The following is an 18,881-nucleotide window of genomic DNA, read 5'->3' on the forward strand; positions in this document are numbered from 1 at the left end:
CATTATTTATATAGATATTTTAACGGCTAACTCAGCAAAATTGTGTCAGTAAATCATTAACAAACATATGACCTTTACTGGTTAATTGCCAATGTTCAGCGGATTCTGTGAGTAAACCGCGTTGTTTGGCCTTTTCCATTCCTTCGGTCAATGTGTCTCTGTGTTGTCCTGTGCGCAGTTCAAATTCTTGCTTAGGAATAGGTATCATCAGACGCAGGCGATTCATTAAATATTCGAGCGCGCGGTCTTCCTCTGCAACTTCAATCGATTCGAAGGTGTAGTTGTGGGCACTCAGATATCCCTTAGGATGTTTAATTTTTACCGTGCGTATGATGCGGTTTTCTTCTGGCAGCGTCACTTTGCCGTGGGCGCCACAGCCTATGCCTAGATAATCACCAAACTGCCAGTAGTTGAGATTGTGCCTACATTGGTAACCAGGTTTTGCGTAGGCAGATATTTCGTATTGCTCATACCCTAATGCGGCCAGCTTTTGTTGACCTTGCTCATAGATATGCCAGAGCGCTTCGTCATCGGGCAGCTGCGGCGGTTTTGAGTGGAATAGGGTGTTGGGCTCAATTGTTAACTGATACCAAGATAGGTGTGGCGGGTTAAGCGCCGCTGCCGTGTCGATATCGGCCATAGCTTCAGCAAAGCTTTGGTTGGGTAATCCATGCATTAAATCGAGGTTAAAACTCAAGTATCCCGCTTGGCTGGCTTTTTGAGCGGCGACTTGTGCCTCGTTTTGATCGTGAATACGTCCGAGTAAGTTGAGTTTATCCTTAGAAAAGCTCTGCACACCAATAGATAAACGAGTGACGCCCGCTGCACGATAGGCACTAAAGTCATCGTGCTCTAAAGTACCAGGATTGGCTTCCATAGTGATTTCGATATCGTCACTAAAGGGAATAAGTGCATTGGCACCATCGAGTATGCGCTTGATTTGTGAGGCATCGAATAATGAAGGTGTGCCGCCACCAATAAAAATAGTGTGGATTTTCCGGCCTTGGACTAGATATAAGTCTTGGCGTAAGTCTTCCAATAGCGCATCAACATAAGCCTCTTGTGGCAGTTCGCCATTTTGGCCATGGGAATTAAAGTCACAATAGGGACACTTTTGTACGCACCAGGGAATATGGATATACAGACTGAGTGGTGGCAGTTCGAGCTTCATTGCAGTAGTCACGGCAGTTGATGACATTATTGTGCATTCCCGCCAGTTAACACGCCTTGGGCTTGCATGGCGGCGATAAGTTGCACTAGGGCTTTACCACGATGACTTAAGGCATTTTTCTCGTTGCTGCTCAGCTCTGCCGCGCTACATTGATAATTTTCAGGGATAAAAATCGGATCGTAACCATGGCCATTAGCGCCGCGTTGGCTAAAGTCGATTTGGCCTTCCCATGAGGCTTGGCAAATAATCGGGGTAGGGTCTTTCGCATGGCGCATATATACCAGTACGCATTGGAATCTTGCCCCGCGAGGTGCTGGCTGGTCTTTTAATGTCTCAAGTAGTTTCAAGACGTTGTCTTGATCTTTGGCATTTTCGCCCGCGTAACGCGCTGAATAAATGCCGGGAGCGCCTTGGAGTAAATCCACTTCTAAACCCGAATCATCGGCAATGGCCGCAAGTCCGGTGATTTCGGCGGCATGCCTTGCTTTGATAATGGCATTCTCTACAAAAGTGGTACCCGTTTCTGCTACTTCGCTGACATTAAACTGGCTCTGCGGCAGCACTGTGACACCGTAGCTGGCGAGCATTTGATCGAATTCGGCGAGTTTGCCTTTATTACCGCTGGCGAGGACGATTTGTTGCATGGAATACCTATCATAAATGGGGCGACGTGCGTTGGCACTATGATACCCAAGCTCAATAGTAAAGGACAGGGAAAGGGGTTGGCGCAACAGGAAAGCAACGCCAACAAAGGTATAAAATAGGTTTATTCAACGTAGAATTTTTGCTTGAACTGTAAGTTAGTGTTCAGTTGATTGCCATATTTAATTGCGATATTGAAGTTGATTTCCTGATCATCGCGGTAGGGCACTTCGGCAATGTAATAAATCGCATCACCTTCGCGGATCTCTTTAAACGTTAGATTGATTCGCGCATCTAACAAATTATTAGCAACTCCAGTAATTTCAACTGGTACTGCGGGCTTATTCGCTTCGCTAATATCTAATACGGCAATATTGATGATGCCAGTGTAGCTACTGCGCTTAATTCCATAGGATTTGGCTATGCTAGGCGTTAAAAATGTACTGCCAAGTGCCATGTAATGAATATCAAAATTGCCGACAGTTTCTTTTTGCTCGGCATTTGCAACACCGCAAAGGCTGGCCGTGAGGGCTAATACAGCGAGAAGATTACGGAACATGATGGATACCTCATATTAGGGAATGTTGGATTATAGGGCCGCTGTGACTATTTTTTTCAATAAATTAATAGCATTCAAAGGATTAATTCGTTTTCAGTTGTACGATTATTTAACTGATTGATCTTTCAACTGAATTACTTTTCACTATCTTGCCCCATCAGTTCAGTAATGACACTTGGGATGATCTTAGGGTCAATAATGCGGATTTGTTTATGTCGGCCAAGTTCACCTTTTATTATGTGAATGTCGCTCTTTGGCACTTTAAAAGCTTTTGCTAAGTACTTGCTTAAATGGGCATTCGCTTTGCCATCAATAGGTGGCGCAGTGATGGCTACTTTTAGCTCATCACCGTGCAATCCTACAATTTGATCTCGGCTAGCCTTAGGCTGAATGTAGAGATTAAGCAGCAAGTCACCTTGCTGCAAAGTCACTGCACTCATTAGATCACAGCCCAATAAGGGATATATTGAGCAAGTAACATATTGAGGAAATTCATACCAATAATGACCAGCATTACGGATAAATCTAAACCACCAATTGGCGGTATGATACGACGTATTGGTGCTAATACGGGTTCAGTTAACTGACCCATGATCATTACAATTGGATTATAGCCTTGGTTAAACCAGCTTAAGATTGCGCGTATTAATAGCATCCAAAATAGCAGTACCCCTGCTTTTTTGACCACAGATACAACGGCAAACAGCAAAAATAACAGTATGTCTATGCCACCGCCCGCAATGAGGCTAATTAGTAGCAGCTTGGCTATCACAACCAATAATGCGAGGACGAAAGATGCGGTATCAAATCGCCCTAAGGAAGGCAAAATACGGCGCATTGGTGCGATGAGCGGGTGAGTTGCTTTAACAATAAATTGGCTAAAAGGATTGTAAAAATCAGCCCTTGCCAGTTGTAACCAAATCCGCAAAATCACCACCATCAAATAGAGATCGAATAGAGTGGTGATTAAAAAGGTAAATGCATTCATCGAGATTTCTACCTATTAAAGTTCGATATAAAAACGTGTTAGTGGATCAAAATGTTTTAGCCATTTCTTCAGCACGATTAATACAGTTTTCCATGGCTTTTTTTACTAAGCCGCGCATATCCGCAGCTTCAAATGTCGCCAGCGCCTGTGCGGTGGTGCCGCCCTTTGAAGTAACATTCTCTCTTAAATTACCTAAGGTCAGTTGTGGGTTTTGCTTTGCCATCATAGCAGCGCCAAGCGCAGCTTGCTGCACTAAACTTCTGGCTTTTGTTTCATCCATTCCCATTTCTTTGCCTGCATCTATCATAGACTCCATTAGCAAAAAGAAATAAGCCGGTGAACTGCCCGATAGTGCAATCACTTGATCTAAATCTGACTCTTCATTTACCCACACAATTTCGCCGCCGCTTGACATCAAACGATCGCAAATGGCTTTCTGCTCGGTAGTAATGCTTTGAGGCGCATAGAGGCCAGTCATACCAACACTAATTTGCATCGGCGTATTTGGCATGGCGCGGATAAGCTTGATGTCTTGTGCCAGATAGTCGGTATATCGCTTTGCTTTAATGCCCGCAGCGATAGTGATGACTAACTTATTCGACAGCTCGACTGTCTGTAATGCTTCACAAACTTGTTGCATCAATTGTGGTTTTACCGAAAGTACTATGACATCGGCAGCTTGCGCCGCGGCTAAATTATCTTGAGAAACCAAAATCCCAAAATCGGCTTTTAGTGCATCGAGTTTACCTTGGCTGGGATTAGTCGCTTGGATGAGTTGAGCTGGATAGCCGCTATTGACTAAGCCACTGATGATGCTGCGCGTCATATTGCCGGCACCGATAAAGCAGATTTTCTGTTGATCCATTTGATTCTCTTCAGTGTGTTAACCGTTGACTTGTAACATCTTCACCTTAAATTAAGATGATAAAACGGTTAGTCATTTGAATGACTGAGCCTGATTATCGACTCTCGCTAATTGCTCTTAAATCGTTAATGTTCGGTGTTCTTTAATACAGTATTTGGGCATAAAGTGCTAAAAACAAGGTTAAACTGACCTCTAACTAAATGCCTAACGTGATTTTACACAGCGTAATTGCGCTCACCAAAAATGGCACTGCCAATACGCACCATAGTTGAACCACAGCTAATCGCTGTATCTAAGTCATTGCTCATCCCCATTGAAAGCGTATCTACAGCGGGATAATACGATTTAAGTTCTTGAAATAGATTGTTTAACATGGAAAACTCTTTAAGCTGTAACTCTATATCTGCGGTAGCCGTTGGAATTGCCATTAGGCCCCTCAGTGCTAAGTTAGGTAGCTGAGCTATCAGTTCGGCCAGTGGCAGCATTTGAGCCGCATCTATGCCAGATTTTGTGTCTTCAGCACTGATATTAATTTGAATACAGACGTTTAATGGCGCCAATTCGGCCGGACGTTGCTCATTGAGACGTAGGGCAATTTTGTCGCGGGAGAGGGTATGCATCCAATCGAAATGCTGGGCGACTATGCTGGTTTTATTGGATTGGAGTGGGCCGATAAAATGCCATTCTATGTCCGGGAAATCCCCCTTGAGCGCAGTAATTTTTTCAGCGCCTTCTTGGACATAGTTTTCGCCAAAGCAACGCTGACCCGCTTGGTAGGCTGCTATAATGTCTTCAATAGGTTTAGTCTTGCTGACGGCAAGTAAGCGAATACTGCTGGGGTGGCGGGCACATTTTTGCGCTGCTTGTGTGATCCTGCGCTGGGCGATTGCGAGTCTGTCTGCTATTGTTGTCATGATGTAATTATCTAGTTGCAAGGATATCCCAAACGATGGAAATCACTGAGTTATTGGCATTTAGTGTAAAACACAAAGCCTCGGATCTACACCTTTCTGCAGGGATATCTCCCATGATCCGTGTTGACGGTGAAGTGAGAAAAATTAACCTGCCCGCGCTCGATCATCAAGGTGTACACAGCTTAGTGTACGACATAATGAATGATAAGCAGCGCAAGGACTACGAAGAACATTTAGAAATCGATTTCTCGTTCGAAGTCCCTAATCTTGCACGCTTTCGTGTTAACGCATTCAATCAATCCCGTGGTGCAGCGGCTGTGTTTCGTACCATTCCAAGTGACATTTTGTCACTTGAGCAATTGGGTGCGCCGGAAATTTTTAAAAAAATTGCCAGTTTCCCTCGCGGATTGGTGCTAGTGACTGGACCTACGGGGTCGGGTAAGAGTACCACACTTGCCGCTATGGTGGATTACGTGAATGAAAATCGACATGATCATATCTTAACCATTGAAGATCCTATCGAATTCGTTCATCAAAATAAGCAATGTTTGATTAACCAACGTGAAGTTCATCGCCATACCCACAGCTTTAATGCGGCGCTTAGAAGCGCACTGCGTGAAGACCCAGACGTGATTTTAGTCGGTGAGATGCGTGACCTTGAGACCATTCGTTTGGCGATGACCGCCGCTGAAACAGGCCACTTAGTGTTTGGTACCTTGCATACTACTTCTGCCGCGAAAACGATTGACCGTGTGGTCGACGTATTCCCCGCCGGTGAAAAAGACATGGTGCGCACTATGTTGTCTGAATCGCTGCAAGCGGTTATTTCGCAAACTCTGATTAAAAAGGTGGGAGGAGGCCGTGTCGCCGCCCATGAAATCATGATGGGCACGCCCGCTATCCGCAATTTAATTCGTGAAGACAAAGTGGCGCAGATGTATTCGGCAATTCAAACAGGTATGGCCCATGGAATGCAGACCTTAGAGCAATGTTTACAGAACTTAGTCAATCGCGGTCTTATCACCCGTGAAGATGCAATGGCGAAGAGTTCGAATAAACAAGCGACATTTTAAGGATTTATGATGGATGTTCGTCCGTTTTTAAAAGTGATAGTGGAACGCAAAGCCTCCGACTTGTTCATCACAGCGGGTTTTCCGCCGAGTGCCAAGATTGACGGTGAATTGCGTCCCTTGGCAGAAAGTGCGTTTACACCAGCACAATCACTGGATTTTGTTGAGTCGTTAATGACAGAGGCGCAGAAGCAAGAGTTTCATTCCACTCGTGAGTGTAACTTCGCTTTTGCGGCAAAGGATTTAGGTCGTTTTCGGGTGAGCGCTTTTTGGCAGCGTGAATCGCCTGGCTGCGTGATGCGCCGTATTGAGACTAAAATCCCTGATGTCGATGATTTAAAATTGCCGCCTATTCTAAAAGATCTGGTGATGAGTAAACGTGGTCTCATCATTATGGTAGGCGGAACGGGAACGGGTAAGTCAACGTCCTTGGCGGCCTTGGTGGGTTATCGCAATGGTCATGCCCGTGGGCATATTTTGACTATTGAAGATCCGGTTGAATTCGTTCACGACCACAGAAAAAGCATAATCACTCAGCGTGAAGTGGGTATAGATACTGAGTCTTTTGATGCGGCGCTAAAAAGCTCCCTTCGCCAAGCTCCCGATGTGATCTTGATTGGTGAAATTCGTACCCAAGAGACGATGGAGTTTGCGCTGTCATTTGCAGAAACGGGTCACCTTTGTATGGCAACCTTGCATGCCAACAACGCCAACCAAGCGTTAGACCGGATTATGCATCTCGTGCCTGAGAGTAAGCATCAACAGTTATTGTTCGATTTATCATTGAATTTACGCGGTATTGTGGCGCAGCAATTGATACCGAAAGTCGATGGCACAGGGCGTCGCGCCGCGATTGAAGTATTGATAAACACCCCAAGGGTGGCGAGTTTAATTGCGAAGAACGAGCTGCATTTGCTCAAAGAAACCATGGCAAAATCCAACGAGCAGGGCATGCAGACGTTCGATCAGGCCTTGCTGAAACTTTATGTCGATGGCGAAATTAGTTACGCCGATGCGCTGCACCATGCTGATTCACCAAACGATTTACGTTTGATGATTAAATTGCAGAATAAAGAATCCACGGGCTCAGGTTTTATGGAAGGTGTCACCTTAGACATGGACTAGCGCGATAGTCCGGTTCTGGGTTAGGCAGCTCTTTATGGGCTGCTTTTTGTTTGTGTATTAGATTTTCGTTCAGCTCAATCGGTTCTACTTCATCGCTATGTTGCCATTATCCATAGCTTTTATTTTTTAATTCAATATGATCTTTACCTAGTGCGTTTGCGTAATGTACTGGTAAAGGAGAAAGCAATGAAAAAATTACCCATGATATTCGCTATGACAGCGAGCTTGACGAGTGTTGGCGTTATGGCGGCCACTTGTCCCGAGTATCTGAACCTTGAAGTACGAAAATTACATTCTGAAGAGACGGTTAATCTGTGTGAATTGACTCAGGGAAAACCAGTGTTGATTGTTAACACGGCCAGTAACTGTGGTTACACCCCGCAGTTTAAAGCGCTTGAAACATTGCATGAAAACTACAAAGATAAAGGCTTAGTGGTCATTGGTTTCCCATCGGATGATTTTTTCCAAGAAGAAAATGATGAGAAAGATACGGCTAAGGTGTGTTACATCAATTACGGTGTCACTTTCACTATGCTGTCGACTTCGGCTGTGCGTGGCAGTGACGCCAATAGCGTATTTAAATACTTAGCCGAAAAAACCGGTGCGCCTAAGTGGAATTTTTACAAGTATGTCGTTAGCGGCGATGGCGCAGTTGTGCAACAGTTCAATTCTAAAGTGAAGCCAGATAGCGAAGAGCTTAAGCAAGCAATAGAATCTGTACTTTAATTTTATAAGTATTTATTAATTAAGAGGCTGTTTTGGCTAAATTTTCAGGCTTATCCAAAGAAGTTGGACACGGACAGCGCGGCAAAGTGGGCGTGCTGTTATTAAATTTAGGTACGCCAGATGCGCCCACAGCATCGGCTGTTAGGCGTTATCTAGCTGAGTTCTTAGCGGATCCCCGCGTAGTCGAAATTCCTAAATTAGTGTGGATGATGATTTTACACGGGATCATTTTGCGGGTACGCCCAGCAAAATCAGCGGCGTTATACCAGAAGGTATGGACAGCGGCCGGCTCACCGTTAATGGACATTAGTTTGCGTCAAACGGCGAAGTTAGCGGATAAACTTAACGCCGATAACCATGATGTTTCTGTCCATTTAGCAATGCGTTATGGCAGTCCATCGGTCGCCAGTACCTTGCAAACTATGCATCAAAATGGCATTGATAAAATCGTGGTGTTACCACTGTATCCCCAATATGCTGCGCCCACTACGGGTTCTGCTTTTGATGCGATTGCGGCTGAGTTGTCCAAGTGGCGCTATATTCCATCGTTGCATTTTATTAATACTTATCATGATAATGCTGATTTTATTAATGCTTTAGCCAATTCGATCACGGCTGATTTTGAAGCAAATGGTAAACCGCAAAAATTGGTGTTGTCTTACCATGGTATGCCTGAGCGCAATTTGCATTTAGGCGATCCGTATTATTGCTTCTGCATGAAAACGACTCGACTGGTTACCGAAAAGCTTGGGTTAGGTAAAGATGAGTTTGTGATGACATTCCAATCGCGTTTTGGTAAAGCTAAATGGCTACAACCTTATACCGATGCGACTTTGAAAGCGTTGCCGCAACAAGGTGTGCGCGATATTGCTATCGTTTGCCCAGCTTTTAGCGCCGATTGTTTAGAAACGCTGGAAGAAATTGTTGGTGAGAATGGTCATCTCTTTGCCGAGGCGGGTGGTGAGAAGTTCCGTTACATTGCTGCACTAAACGATGATGATGCGCACATTACTATGATGGCCAACTTAGTGAAGCCACATTTTTGATCCGGTAATTTATCGGGTTAAACATAAAACTGAAAAGGATAAGGCAACTTATCCTTTTCTTTATATATGGTTTTTTATTGTGGCATTACTTGCTGAAGTTATTTTCGAAGTAGCTTTCAATAATCAGTACGGCAGACACAGCATCGACTTGGCCTTTGGTGAGCGCCTTGAATCCGCCTAACTCGAATAATCTTGCCTTAGCATCGGTAGTGGTTAATCGCTCATCTTGAGTGGCTATTTTGACTTTGAACTTAGCATTGATACGGTTCGCAAATTTACGCGCCCTGTGGGTCATATCTTGCTCAGTGCCATCCATGTTTAAGGGCAGACCAACAACCACTAGGTCGGGTTGCCACTCTTTGATTAAATCGCCTATCTGATCCCAGTTGGGGATCCCATCGACGGCTTTGATTGACAATAATGGCGTGGCGCTAGCGGTGATTTCTTGGCCTATAGCCACACCAATACTTTTAGTGCCAAAATCAAAGCCTAATACGGTTTTCGAATTCATAGTGTGCTGACTTATATTAAGAAATAGGCTTAAGCGTGACCCGCTTGAGCTGAAACCTGCCAAGCATCAAATCCAAGAGCTCGGCTGGCCTGTGGCCAACGGTCTTCGTGTTTAATGTCAAACAAGAGTGCATTGGTTGCTGGAATCGTTAGCCAAGAATTATCGGCAAGCTCTTGTTCGAGCTGATCTTTGCTCCATCCAGCATATCCTAAGGCGACGAGGAATTTCTCTGGCGATCTGTTGCTTCCTATCGCGGTTAACACATCGCGTGAGGTAGTTAGCATTAAACCACAACCCAGATCTGTGCTATTGGCCCAATAGGGCTGAGAGGTATGCAGTACAAAACCACGATCTTGGGAAACGGGTCCGCCCATCATGACATTGGCATTGAATGCTAAATCGGTGGAGACTTGCTCAGCTGGCAAATCCATTTGTTCTAATAGCGAATTAACTTCGATACCGAGTGGTTTATTGATCACCAGTCCCATGGCGCCTTTGGCATCATGTTCACAGATATAGATGACTGAGCGTTCAAAAAACGTATCGTGCAGTGAAGGCATGGCAATTAAGAAATGGTTCTGCAAACTCTCCATTAAACTACTCCGTTCGATGTGGCTAAGTTGATCTAGCATGCTGCTATATTGCTAAGTCGGGCGAGATTAACCGCCAGCTAATTTAACTTTGTAGTTCTGCTTCTCAAGCAATAGCTTTAATTGCTCGCGGTTATCGGTTTGGACCTCAATAGTGAAATCTTTAACCGTGCCACCACAACCACATTGTTTTTTAAGGGTTTGAGCCATTGCTTTTAACGCGGTTTCATCGAGACCTAGGCCTGAGATAATCGAAACGCCTTTGCCTTTGCGGCCCTTACTGTCTCTATGGATCCTGACTATGCCATCGGATTCCGGAATCGCTTTAGTGGCGGGCTCTGCATTTATACGGCCTTTGTCGGTGCTGTACACTAAGGATACATTAGGATCTGCTTTCATTGGTTTCATTCATTGATATTAGAAGGTGACTTATACCGACTCAGTTTATCAAATTTGCAGAGGTTCTGGGAGGTAAAAAAAGACCACTTGAGGATTCTCCTTAAGTGGCCAATACAAAATGCTAACTCTTTGCAGGGAAGTAAGCATATTTTTGAAAAGTAAGCTTAAAGCTCAGGATTAATTCATTCGCATGAATACCATGGCTATCAGCGCCACAGCTGTGAGTAATGCACTGGGCATAATAAATTTATGTAACTTAGGTAATGCAATTAAGCAGGCTGTTGTAACAAAACCAAATGCGGCGACTGTGGCATAGTTAGTGCCATTAGCAATGGTATCAATAACCAACCAGCCAAGCACTAGGAGGGGTAATATCAGTAAACTGGTAGGCAAATGACGTTTAATTTTTGCGTTATTCGCCTCGAGAGAAATTTTTTCTGGTGCAAGGAAAAAAATGGCAGATGCAACCATAAACGCGCTAATAAACCAGTACATTTCAACACCCCTTTAAATCTTAATTGATAATCATTATCATCTTTGGCTTTGCTGAAGTCAAGCTGAATGAGATGCTGCTTTTTAATCAATTGAGTTGTAGATTAGGCTATTGCTCTGTAAGCTAAATTCATATCTCTGATACTTGTCTTTGTTCGGGTCGAACATCTGAGGAAATTAAGATGAAAAATATTTTTGTAGCATTAGCTGTGTTGGCACTCAGTGCCTGTAGTTCGATGAAGTCTGGTTGGGATTTTGACCCTAGCGCAAATTTTACCCAATATAAAACCTATGCTTGGGTTGCTCAGAAAACGGATTCTGCCGGATATCATCTAGATGGCTTGATGGATCAACGGGTCAGAGAAGCGGTGAATAGCCAGTTAGCGAGTAAGGGGATGACATTAGTTGATGCAAAAGATGCTGATGTACTTGTTAATTATCTGACCAAAGTTGATAAGAAGATTAATGTTGATACCTTCAATAGTAATTTTGGCTACAACCCATACTATGGTCCAGGATGGGGTTGGGGCGGCAATATGCAGACCCAAACCACAGTAAGAGAATATGAAGTCGGTACCCTGATTATTGATTTGGTTGATAATAAAACCACTAAACTGATCTGGCGTGGTTCTGTTGCCGATACCATTCGCGACAAAAATACCCCAGAAGAAAGAGTACAGATCATCAATCAAGCAGTGGGCAGTGTAATGGCAAATTATCCACCTAAGCCTGACACTAAATAGTTCTGATTCAGTTTGAATGAACATTAAGCGGCCTAAGGGCCGCTTTTTTGTGGTTGATTTTTATGCTTTTTGTCTACGGTATTAGATGATCTGCAGTTATTTATCATCTGATTGGATTTACGTTATTAATACTTATTAAAAATTCTATTTTCATAGATGACAATGTGAAGGTAACATTTTTATAACTAGCTATTTTGTATAATATTTATTCTATAACTTAATAAGGTTGTAGGAATCTGCATCAGATTATTAATAAGATGATGAATTAATTTTTCTAATGATGAATTCAAAATAAAATCATTATAGAACTGAGAGGTTATCAGGCAGAATCAATTCTTTGAGTTGTTGGTAGTAGCAAAGATGCATGAGACGCAGATTATTGGATTACTTTGGCTGATTGGGATTATTGCCGAGGCGATGACGGGCGCTCTGGCGGCTGGCCGCAAGCAGATGGATTTGTTTGGTGTGGTGATCATTGGCTGCGCAACGGCAATTGGTGGCGGTACACTAAGGGATATGATGCTCGGAAATTACCCCTTAATTTGGGTTGAGCATGTGCATTACCTTATTGCGATTGCATTCGCTTCTTTGCTCACTGTCGCTATCGCCCCTGTGATGCGTTATCTGTCTAAGTTATTTTTGGCTATTGATGCCTTAGGCTTAGCCGTATTCTCCATCGTGGGCGCACAAAAGACGTTAATGCTGGGATTTAGCCCAACAATTGCCGTAGTCATGGGATTGGTCACAGGTGTCTTTGGTGGCGTTATCCGCGATATTCTGTGTAACCAAGTGCCTTTGATTTTTAAGAAAGAACTCTATGCGGTGATTTCACTACTGACGGCAGGCTTGTATATCGTCTTAAAAGCCTATCAGTTAACGGAATGGATTAATCTGGTTATTTGTTTAAGCGTTGGTTTTAGCTTACGGATGTTGGCGCTGCGATATCATTGGTCTATGCCAACCTTTGACTACCAATCCAGTGGCGATCAGCATACACATTAAATCGTAAAACCAAATCGTAGAAATAGAACCGTTAAACAAAAGGGCAGCTAAGGCTGCCCTGTTTTTAGCGGTAAATTACTGCTGGGCTTGAAGGATTTTCAAGGCTTCAAGGGCAGCATCATAGTTAGGATGCTCTGTGATGTTTGGTACTAACTCTTGGTATTGGAGCTTGCCTTCTGCATCTATGATGAAAATGGCTCTAGCCAGCAAGCCGTAATCTTGAATTAACAAACCATACTTTTCACCAAAATCACGCCACACGCTATCTGATAGCACTTTGATTTTATCTACGTTTTCCACTTTACAGAAACGCTTTTGTGCGAAGGGTAAATCGGTACTGATCGTTAGCATGATGACATCATCGGAAAAATGGCCAACTTCGCTGTTGAAGCGCTTCGTCTGCAGTGCGCAAACACCTGTATCTAGGCTTGGCACGGCACTTATCAGTACAGTTTTACCCTTAAAATCACTTAGCATCACTGGCGTGAAATGCTCATCAACGACTTTAAACCCCGGTGCCATTTGCGACAATTTTGGTCTTTTCCCTTCTAAGGTAACTGTTTTTTCACCCATTAAAACCTGTGTTTTCTCACTGGCGATTGTACTGGGGCTCATCAGAACTAGGCTATAAATACAGCTTGCTGCTAAAAATGAAACATATTTTTGCATTGGATTCCCTCACACATGAATATCTGTGCCTTTGCTAATATCTGTCCATTAAGGTACGCTAAAATGATGCGTAGAACCATAAAAAAAGGTCGGTAATTACCGACCTTTTTTATCCACTAATTGTTATTTGCTTAGTGGCAATTCTTTGACATGGATATCCATTTGTGGAAATGGAATACCGATATCTGCAGCGTCTAATGCATTTTTTATTTGCTCAAGCAGTTGGAAACGTGCAGTCCAATAATCAGATGTTTTTACCCAAGGACGAACCACGAAATTGATTGAAGAGCTAGCCAATTCAGAAAGTCCAACTGTATATGCTGGATCTTTTAACACATACTGGTTGTTATCTAAAATATCGGTCAATACTTTTTTAGTGAGTGCGATATCAGCGGAATAAGATACACCAATCACTAAATCGATACGACGACTATCCATTGCTGAGTAGTTAGTGATAGTGCCATTCATGATAGATGAGTTTGGCGCTACGATAACTTTATTATCAGGAGTGCGAAGCTTGGTTGAGAATATGGTTATTTCATCAACAGTGCCGGCGATACCTGCAGCTTCAATATAGTCACCTACGCGGCAAGGGCGGAATAACACCATTAACACACCCGATGCAAAATTAGACAGAGAACCTTGTAGCGCTAAGCCTATTGCTAAACCTGCAGCACCGATAACTGCTACCAGTGATGCGGTTTGTACGCCAATTTGGCCTAACGTAGCAATAACCGCGAAAACAAATACCACTGCCCAAGCGAGGTTAGCGACAAATGAAACGACTGTCGGATCAACTTTACGGCTGTTAAGTAATTTACGAACAAGCTTCTGTGCTACGCCCGCAAAGTATTTACCAACAAAGAAGATGATAATGGCGAATAATGTTTTTAAGCCATAAGTCACGATCAGATCTGGTGCTTGCTTTAATAAACCTTCGAGGTTTTCCATTGAATAACTCCCTAAATATACGCTAACAAAAACTATTTATTATTGACGATAAATTCTACTCGTCGATTTAAACTGCGCCCTTCGCTAGAACGGTTGTCCGCTACAGGTTCAGATATACCTTTACCCATTACGGTAAAGCGATTTGGATTAAAGCCATAATCTTCAACCAAAATACGTTTTACATTTTGAGCCCGTTGAAGTGATAGTTGATAATTAAACTCTGGTGTACCAACGATATCTGTGTGGCCTACTAAGGTTAATTCAGCATCATTTATTTCTAAGAATGCTTTTACTAAGGCTAAAGTTTTCCATTGAGAAAAGTCAACCTCGGCAATGGCAAATTCAAAATACACCATAGCTGCAGAAATATTATGACAATCTGTGTTTAACTCAGCATTTGAATGACTCATATCGCAAACTGGTGATGCAGTCATTTCCACAGCGATTTCTTCCACACAACCATTAGCCATAACAGGTGTATTTGGCTCTGTGTTAGGACAGGCATCTTTGATATCTGGCACTCCATCTCGGTCAGTGTCAGACCAAGCAAATACCTGTGATGTTAGGCTTAAACTTAATAGCAAAAGCGCTAGCTGAATCCATCGAGATTGGGAGTTTTTCACTACAAATCACCTATTGAACGATAAGTATTAGTCAAAATTACTAAAGCGATCGCATTGTTGTAGCATGACCATCTTAGTGTGGCATTCTAACGAGTAAGACTCTTTTCGCCAAGCTAAACGCGTACAAGCGTCCATACATCGACAGATAGATATCGGCAAGATCTTGAGTATATTTATGTTTTTATTAGTAGATGTCAGTATGTCGATACTTGCTTCAAGCATGAGCGAGGTTCTACATCGGTAAATTTGTCGACAAGTATGACGATAAACTATACAAAATAAGCCTTTAGCGCTAGAGTCTTGAGCCCATTATGCGCCAACCAAACTTTAAGTTGAGGACAAGATGATAGATTTACGCAGTGATACTGTTACCCAGCCAACAGCAGCCATGCGGTTAGCCATGTCCAGAGCCGAAGTGGGTGATGATGTTTACGGTGATGACCCTACGGTAAATAGTTTGCAGGATATGGCTGCGGAGATGTTTGGCTTTGAAAGTGCATTATTTACCTGTTCGGGTACTCAAGCAAATTTATTGGCTTTGATGGCCCATTGTGATCGTGGAGATGAGTACCTGTGCGGTCAGCAGGCTCACAATTATAAGTTCGAGGGCGGCGGCGCCGCTGTCCTAGGCAGCATTCAACCTCAACCTTTAATGAATCAATTAGATGGCACTATTGCATTAGCTGACATTGAAGCCGCAATTAAGCCTGATGATATCCATTTTGCTCGTACTCGTTTGCTTAGTTTAGAGAATACGATTGGCGGTAAGGTTCTCCCGCAAAGCTATTTGGCGGACGTGCAGGCATTAGCCTTTAATCGCGGGTTAAAAATTCATTTAGATGGTGCGCGAGTTGCCAATGCTGCGGTGGCGCAGAATATCGCGATAAGTGATATCACGGCGCACTTTGATTCAGTGTCGATTTGTTTATCCAAAGGATTATGTGCGCCAGTCGGCTCATTACTCTTAGGTGATGAACGCTTGATTAAGAAAGCCATTCGTTGGCGTAAAATGCTTGGTGGTGGCATGCGTCAAGCTGGGATACTTGCCGCTGCGGGTAAGCTTGCTTTAACTGAGCAAGTACAACGGCTGAGTGAAGATCATGACAATGCGGCGTACTTAGCTCGGCAGTTGGCAGAATTCAGTGAGTTCGACGTCAATTTAGCCGCAGTACAAACAAATATGTTATTTGTTACATTAGCACCCCATATTGATGCGAACTTATTGGCTAAACACTGTCGAGCGGAAGGCATCCTGATAAGCCCAGGGCGTACACTTCGGCTTGTGACTCATAAAGATATCAGCCGTCAGGATATAGATAAAGTGTTGCGTGTTGTTAAGCAGTACCTCAAAGCCTAAGTGTGGATTGATTTCCTGTTTTACTGAAATGCCCGAGCTTTGTCTTGGGCATTTTTATCGGCAGATATTGCTTAATGTTGAATTATTAAGCAATTAATGAATGATTTGCTAAAACAAGCTTTAGACAACAGGCGAAATGTTTGCGTTTATCTATACTAAAAACAACAAGATTATATCGCTAAGGTAACTTTAGGTTGAAACCTAATAACAATACTAATAAAGGGGTCGATTATTGGACAAATCGGATCAGTGAATTGGAAATGCCAGCACTGTGTTCGACTGTTAAATCGCTAGAAAAGCTCGCCAAGGATGACGTTTCCTCTCTCGCATTACTCGGGCGTAGCGTGATGCACGATAACGCCTTAACTTCTCGTATTCTTCGAGTTGCTAATAGCGCTATTTACCATAAAGGTAGTAGCCAAATCTCTACTGTCAGCCGAGCGGCTATAGTGCTTGGTTTCGATGCGGTGCGAAATATCTGTATCACAGCCAAGTTACTCTCAAGCTTGTTAGAGAGTAAAAATTTGGCACCTAACGTATATCAAAGATTAATAAAGTTGATGGCTAAAGCATTTCAAGCCGCCATGATTGCACGGATGATGTTGAGCCATTATGACGAAGAAATGCAGGAAGAAGCTTTTATAGCCTCTTTACTGTATCACATAGGTGAGAGCGCTTTTTGGAGTATTGGTGGTGAATTCACCGAAGAGTTAGATCTAAAACTGCGTGAATGTGCAACGCCAGCAGAGGAACGAAGTATAACCCGCGAAGCCCTCGGCACTTCTTTTTCACTATTAACTCAAAGTATTGCCCGCAATTGGGGATTGGGAGAACTGTTGGTCCATGCAGTTAATAATCCTGAAGACCAAAGACCTGAAATTCGGTCTATTTTTATTGCGGATAAGCTCTGCGAAATTTTATCTCAGCCTAATCTTGATAAGCAGGAATTAGGGAAACGTATTACGCAAGCGGCGAGTTTTACTGGACTAGAAGAAAATGAGTTTATGGTGCGGATGCAACGCTGCGCGAATGCGACCCATAAGTTAGCTGAAGTATATGGTGCTAAGGTGTTGCTAGACTATCTACCTGATCCTAAGCGTATGGTCACAGTTAAACCTCTTCCACTTCCCATTCCATTAGATATGCCTGTCTATCAAGTTAACTTGAATATTCAGTTAGCTAAGCTACGAGAATTAACAGGCTTCGCCATTAATAAAGCCGATTTTAACCAAATCATGCAAACGGTTCTCGAAGGTATACTTGAGGGCGTTGGCGTTGATCGGTGCGGCGTGCTGTTATTGTCGCCAAGCCGTAAACAACTTCAACCTAGAGTGATATTAGGTCGTGATGCAGATTCCATTAAGCAAGAGTTTATTATCGATTTGAGCGATAGGCGGGGATTATTTTATCAAGCGATGGAGCATAAGTTACCGCTTTGGGTAGATGATCCTAGCTCTAAGAAATGGCAAGAGCAGTGTAAAGAATTACAAGCGCGACATGTGTCACGTCAAGGCTTTTTATTGGCGCCATTATTAGTCGATAGTAAAGTGATCGGGTTTTATTATGCGGATAGGGGCCCTTCGGAAAGGGCATTTGAAGACGTGGATTTTCAAAGTTTCATCCACTTCTCCCAATTGGCGAATGTGTGTTTTACTGTGTCTCTGAGATAGTGGTATAACTTAATAAATTGTTTTTTTAATAATTTAATTTCAAGCTGTATTCTTTCGAAATTGCACTCTTTCAAACCGTATTTTGGGGAGTGCTGCGCTATTGTTTGTTTGCGGCTTTAATCTCGGCAGTTATTTGCTTAGCTACCTCATTAGGAATGGGGAAGCTTAAATGGTATTGCGCTATTTCCCAGTTGCCATCGGTTTTGATTAAAGTGCCAGTTCCTCGACTGACGCCATAGGCTGGACTATTTAATAACTCGTCAAACAATATGACATTGCCGTGTTGGATTAAATGCCGCTCAGTTAAATCATAGCGCCAACCTTTTGTGGGGCGGGAGTAACGTTCAAATTCCGCCATTCCCCAGCGCTCACTCGCATCCGTGCCAATAAAAATGCCGTCTTTTCGGTACAGGGCAAAGTATTTATCCCAATTGGCGTCGCTTGAATATTGGTTGAGTAAATCTAATACGTGAGCCGCCGCTTGTTGATCAGGATTCGAAGTCGTTTGAGCGCTTTGTGCTGAAGAATCCCCTGATGATTTACAAATAAATCATCAAATTAGGGTGGAAGCGCATCTTGTTGCATGATCAAATGGTTTCGCCAAAAACTACACTTGGACAACAAGATGCGCGAAGCCAATATCCTACAACATTCTTTACACCAATACTGCCCAGAACTTCACCTAAAACGATTAAACAGCTTGATGCTGGCCTCTAAGGCACTGATTGAATGTAAGACACTGACCTTGACTGAGTTAGGTCGAAATTT

23 protein-coding genes and 1 pseudogene are annotated in these 18,881 nt (G+C 43.2%); 9 read left to right on the plus strand and 15 right to left on the minus strand.

The window, feature by feature from the left end; genetic code table 11:
* Positions 1–31 precede the first annotated feature (31 nt).
* From hemW to L5M40_RS16740, 7 genes are all read right to left on the minus strand, one after another.
* The gene (gene hemW, locus L5M40_RS16710) at positions 32–1,198 is read right to left on the minus strand and encodes a radical SAM family heme chaperone HemW (protein WP_263256955.1); all 1,167 of its coding nucleotides are present in this window, start codon (positions 1,196–1,198) and stop codon (positions 32–34) included.
* Positions 1,198–1,815: an RdgB/HAM1 family non-canonical purine NTP pyrophosphatase gene (gene rdgB / locus L5M40_RS16715; protein WP_131523655.1), complete on the minus strand. Its 618-nt coding sequence runs from the start codon at positions 1,813–1,815 to the stop codon at positions 1,198–1,200. The genes hemW and rdgB overlap by 1 nt, the downstream gene beginning before the upstream one ends.
* Before the next feature lie 122 nt (positions 1,816–1,937).
* Positions 1,938–2,372 (minus strand): DUF4426 domain-containing protein, encoded by a 435-nt coding sequence (locus tag L5M40_RS16720; RefSeq protein WP_113939419.1) that lies wholly within the window; start codon positions 2,370–2,372, stop codon positions 1,938–1,940.
* Between the two features lie 134 nt (positions 2,373–2,506).
* Positions 2,507–2,812 carry a DUF167 family protein YggU gene (yggU, locus tag L5M40_RS16725; RefSeq protein WP_028761286.1) on the minus strand — a complete coding sequence of 102 codons (306 nt, stop codon included), beginning with the start codon at positions 2,810–2,812 and terminating at the stop codon, positions 2,507–2,509.
* The gene (locus L5M40_RS16730) at positions 2,812–3,360 is read right to left on the minus strand and encodes a YggT family protein (protein WP_105251874.1); all 549 of its coding nucleotides are present in this window, start codon (positions 3,358–3,360) and stop codon (positions 2,812–2,814) included. Before L5M40_RS16730 ends, yggU begins: the two co-directional genes overlap by 1 nt.
* Positions 3,361–3,406: 46 nt before the next feature.
* A complete protein-coding gene (gene proC, locus L5M40_RS16735) occupies positions 3,407–4,225 on the minus strand; it encodes a pyrroline-5-carboxylate reductase (RefSeq protein WP_219253474.1) in 819 nt (272 codons plus the stop codon).
* Positions 4,226–4,440: 215 nt separating this feature from the next.
* Positions 4,441–5,139 (minus strand): YggS family pyridoxal phosphate-dependent enzyme, encoded by a 699-nt coding sequence (locus L5M40_RS16740; RefSeq protein WP_263162141.1) that lies wholly within the window; start codon positions 5,137–5,139, stop codon positions 4,441–4,443.
* A gap of 35 nt (positions 5,140–5,174) precedes the next feature.
* On the opposite strand from L5M40_RS16740, the gene L5M40_RS16745 reads away from it, so the two are divergent.
* The 4 genes from L5M40_RS16745 to hemH all read left to right on the plus strand — a co-directional run bounded on the left by L5M40_RS16745 (position 5,175) and on the right by hemH (position 9,106).
* Positions 5,175–6,212 carry a type IV pilus twitching motility protein PilT gene (locus L5M40_RS16745; protein ID WP_006082517.1) on the plus strand — a complete coding sequence of 346 codons (1,038 nt, stop codon included), beginning with the start codon at positions 5,175–5,177 and terminating at the stop codon, positions 6,210–6,212.
* A gap of 9 nt (positions 6,213–6,221) precedes the next feature.
* Positions 6,222–7,334, plus strand: coding sequence for a PilT/PilU family type 4a pilus ATPase (locus tag L5M40_RS16750; RefSeq protein WP_028761282.1), 1,113 nt, complete (start codon positions 6,222–6,224; stop codon positions 7,332–7,334).
* A 186-nt stretch (positions 7,335–7,520) separates the two neighbouring features.
* Complete coding sequence (locus L5M40_RS16755) at positions 7,521–8,060, plus strand: glutathione peroxidase (protein ID WP_113939420.1); 540 nt, start codon at positions 7,521–7,523, stop codon at positions 8,058–8,060.
* 32 nt (positions 8,061–8,092) lie between these two features.
* Positions 8,093–9,106, plus strand: a complete 1,014-nt coding sequence (gene hemH / locus L5M40_RS16760; RefSeq protein ID WP_012587170.1) for a ferrochelatase — start codon at positions 8,093–8,095, stop codon at positions 9,104–9,106.
* 85 nt (positions 9,107–9,191) lie between these two features.
* On the opposite strand, the gene ruvX is transcribed toward hemH, so the two are convergent.
* From ruvX to L5M40_RS16780, 4 genes are all read right to left on the minus strand, one after another.
* Positions 9,192–9,617: a Holliday junction resolvase RuvX gene (ruvX, locus tag L5M40_RS16765; RefSeq protein ID WP_006082513.1), complete on the minus strand. Its 426-nt coding sequence runs from the start codon at positions 9,615–9,617 to the stop codon at positions 9,192–9,194.
* 29 nt (positions 9,618–9,646) lie between these two features.
* Positions 9,647–10,210, minus strand: coding sequence for a YqgE/AlgH family protein (locus tag L5M40_RS16770; protein ID WP_006082512.1), 564 nt, complete (start codon positions 10,208–10,210; stop codon positions 9,647–9,649).
* A 66-nt stretch (positions 10,211–10,276) separates the two neighbouring features.
* Positions 10,277–10,606 (minus strand): stress response translation initiation inhibitor YciH, encoded by a 330-nt coding sequence (yciH, locus tag L5M40_RS16775; protein WP_131523659.1) that lies wholly within the window; start codon positions 10,604–10,606, stop codon positions 10,277–10,279.
* A gap of 177 nt (positions 10,607–10,783) precedes the next feature.
* Positions 10,784–11,101 carry a hypothetical protein gene (locus tag L5M40_RS16780; RefSeq protein ID WP_105253083.1) on the minus strand — a complete coding sequence of 106 codons (318 nt, stop codon included), beginning with the start codon at positions 11,099–11,101 and terminating at the stop codon, positions 10,784–10,786.
* 179 nt (positions 11,102–11,280) lie between these two features.
* On the opposite strand from L5M40_RS16780, the gene L5M40_RS16785 reads away from it, so the two are divergent.
* Both L5M40_RS16785 and L5M40_RS16790 read left to right on the plus strand, forming a co-directional pair.
* Entirely contained in the window at positions 11,281–11,841 is a 561-nt protein-coding gene (locus L5M40_RS16785; protein ID WP_028761276.1) for a DUF4136 domain-containing protein, read from the plus strand.
* Positions 11,842–12,201: 360 nt separating this feature from the next.
* Positions 12,202–12,843 carry a trimeric intracellular cation channel family protein gene (locus L5M40_RS16790; RefSeq protein ID WP_028761275.1) on the plus strand — a complete coding sequence of 214 codons (642 nt, stop codon included), beginning with the start codon at positions 12,202–12,204 and terminating at the stop codon, positions 12,841–12,843.
* Positions 12,844–12,918: 75 nt separating this feature from the next.
* Here the strand turns inward: L5M40_RS16790 and tpx are convergent, their stop codons facing one another.
* From tpx to L5M40_RS16805, 3 genes are all read right to left on the minus strand, one after another.
* On the minus strand, positions 12,919–13,512 hold the full coding sequence (tpx, locus tag L5M40_RS16795) for a thiol peroxidase (RefSeq protein WP_131523660.1): 594 nt from the start codon (positions 13,510–13,512) through the stop codon (positions 12,919–12,921).
* A gap of 123 nt (positions 13,513–13,635) precedes the next feature.
* Positions 13,636–14,463: a mechanosensitive ion channel family protein gene (locus L5M40_RS16800; RefSeq protein ID WP_028761273.1), complete on the minus strand. Its 828-nt coding sequence runs from the start codon at positions 14,461–14,463 to the stop codon at positions 13,636–13,638.
* A 32-nt stretch (positions 14,464–14,495) separates the two neighbouring features.
* Positions 14,496–15,086, minus strand: coding sequence for an OmpA family protein (locus tag L5M40_RS16805; RefSeq protein ID WP_131523661.1), 591 nt, complete (start codon positions 15,084–15,086; stop codon positions 14,496–14,498).
* A 343-nt stretch (positions 15,087–15,429) separates the two neighbouring features.
* Here L5M40_RS16805 and ltaE point away from each other — a divergent pair, with 343 nt between their 5' ends.
* Positions 15,430–16,443, plus strand: coding sequence for a low-specificity L-threonine aldolase (gene ltaE, locus L5M40_RS16810; RefSeq protein WP_263177620.1), 1,014 nt, complete (start codon positions 15,430–15,432; stop codon positions 16,441–16,443).
* A gap of 194 nt (positions 16,444–16,637) precedes the next feature.
* Positions 16,638–18,113, plus strand: coding sequence for an HDOD domain-containing protein (locus L5M40_RS16815; protein ID WP_263256957.1), 1,476 nt, complete (start codon positions 16,638–16,640; stop codon positions 18,111–18,113).
* Positions 18,114–18,210: 97 nt separating this feature from the next.
* On the opposite strand, the gene L5M40_RS16820 is transcribed toward L5M40_RS16815, so the two are convergent.
* Positions 18,211–18,660 carry a nuclear transport factor 2 family protein gene (locus L5M40_RS16820; RefSeq protein ID WP_411569087.1) on the minus strand — a complete coding sequence of 150 codons (450 nt, stop codon included), beginning with the start codon at positions 18,658–18,660 and terminating at the stop codon, positions 18,211–18,213.
* Positions 18,661–18,738: 78 nt separating this feature from the next.
* On the opposite strand from L5M40_RS16820, the pseudogene L5M40_RS16825 reads away from it, so the two are divergent.
* Positions 18,739–18,881: pseudogene (locus L5M40_RS16825) on the plus strand (IS4 family transposase); the annotation flags it as partial.

This window comes from Shewanella sp. SM68 (genome assembly GCF_025653925.1).
GTDB lineage: Bacteria > Pseudomonadota > Gammaproteobacteria > Enterobacterales > Shewanellaceae > Shewanella > Shewanella oncorhynchi.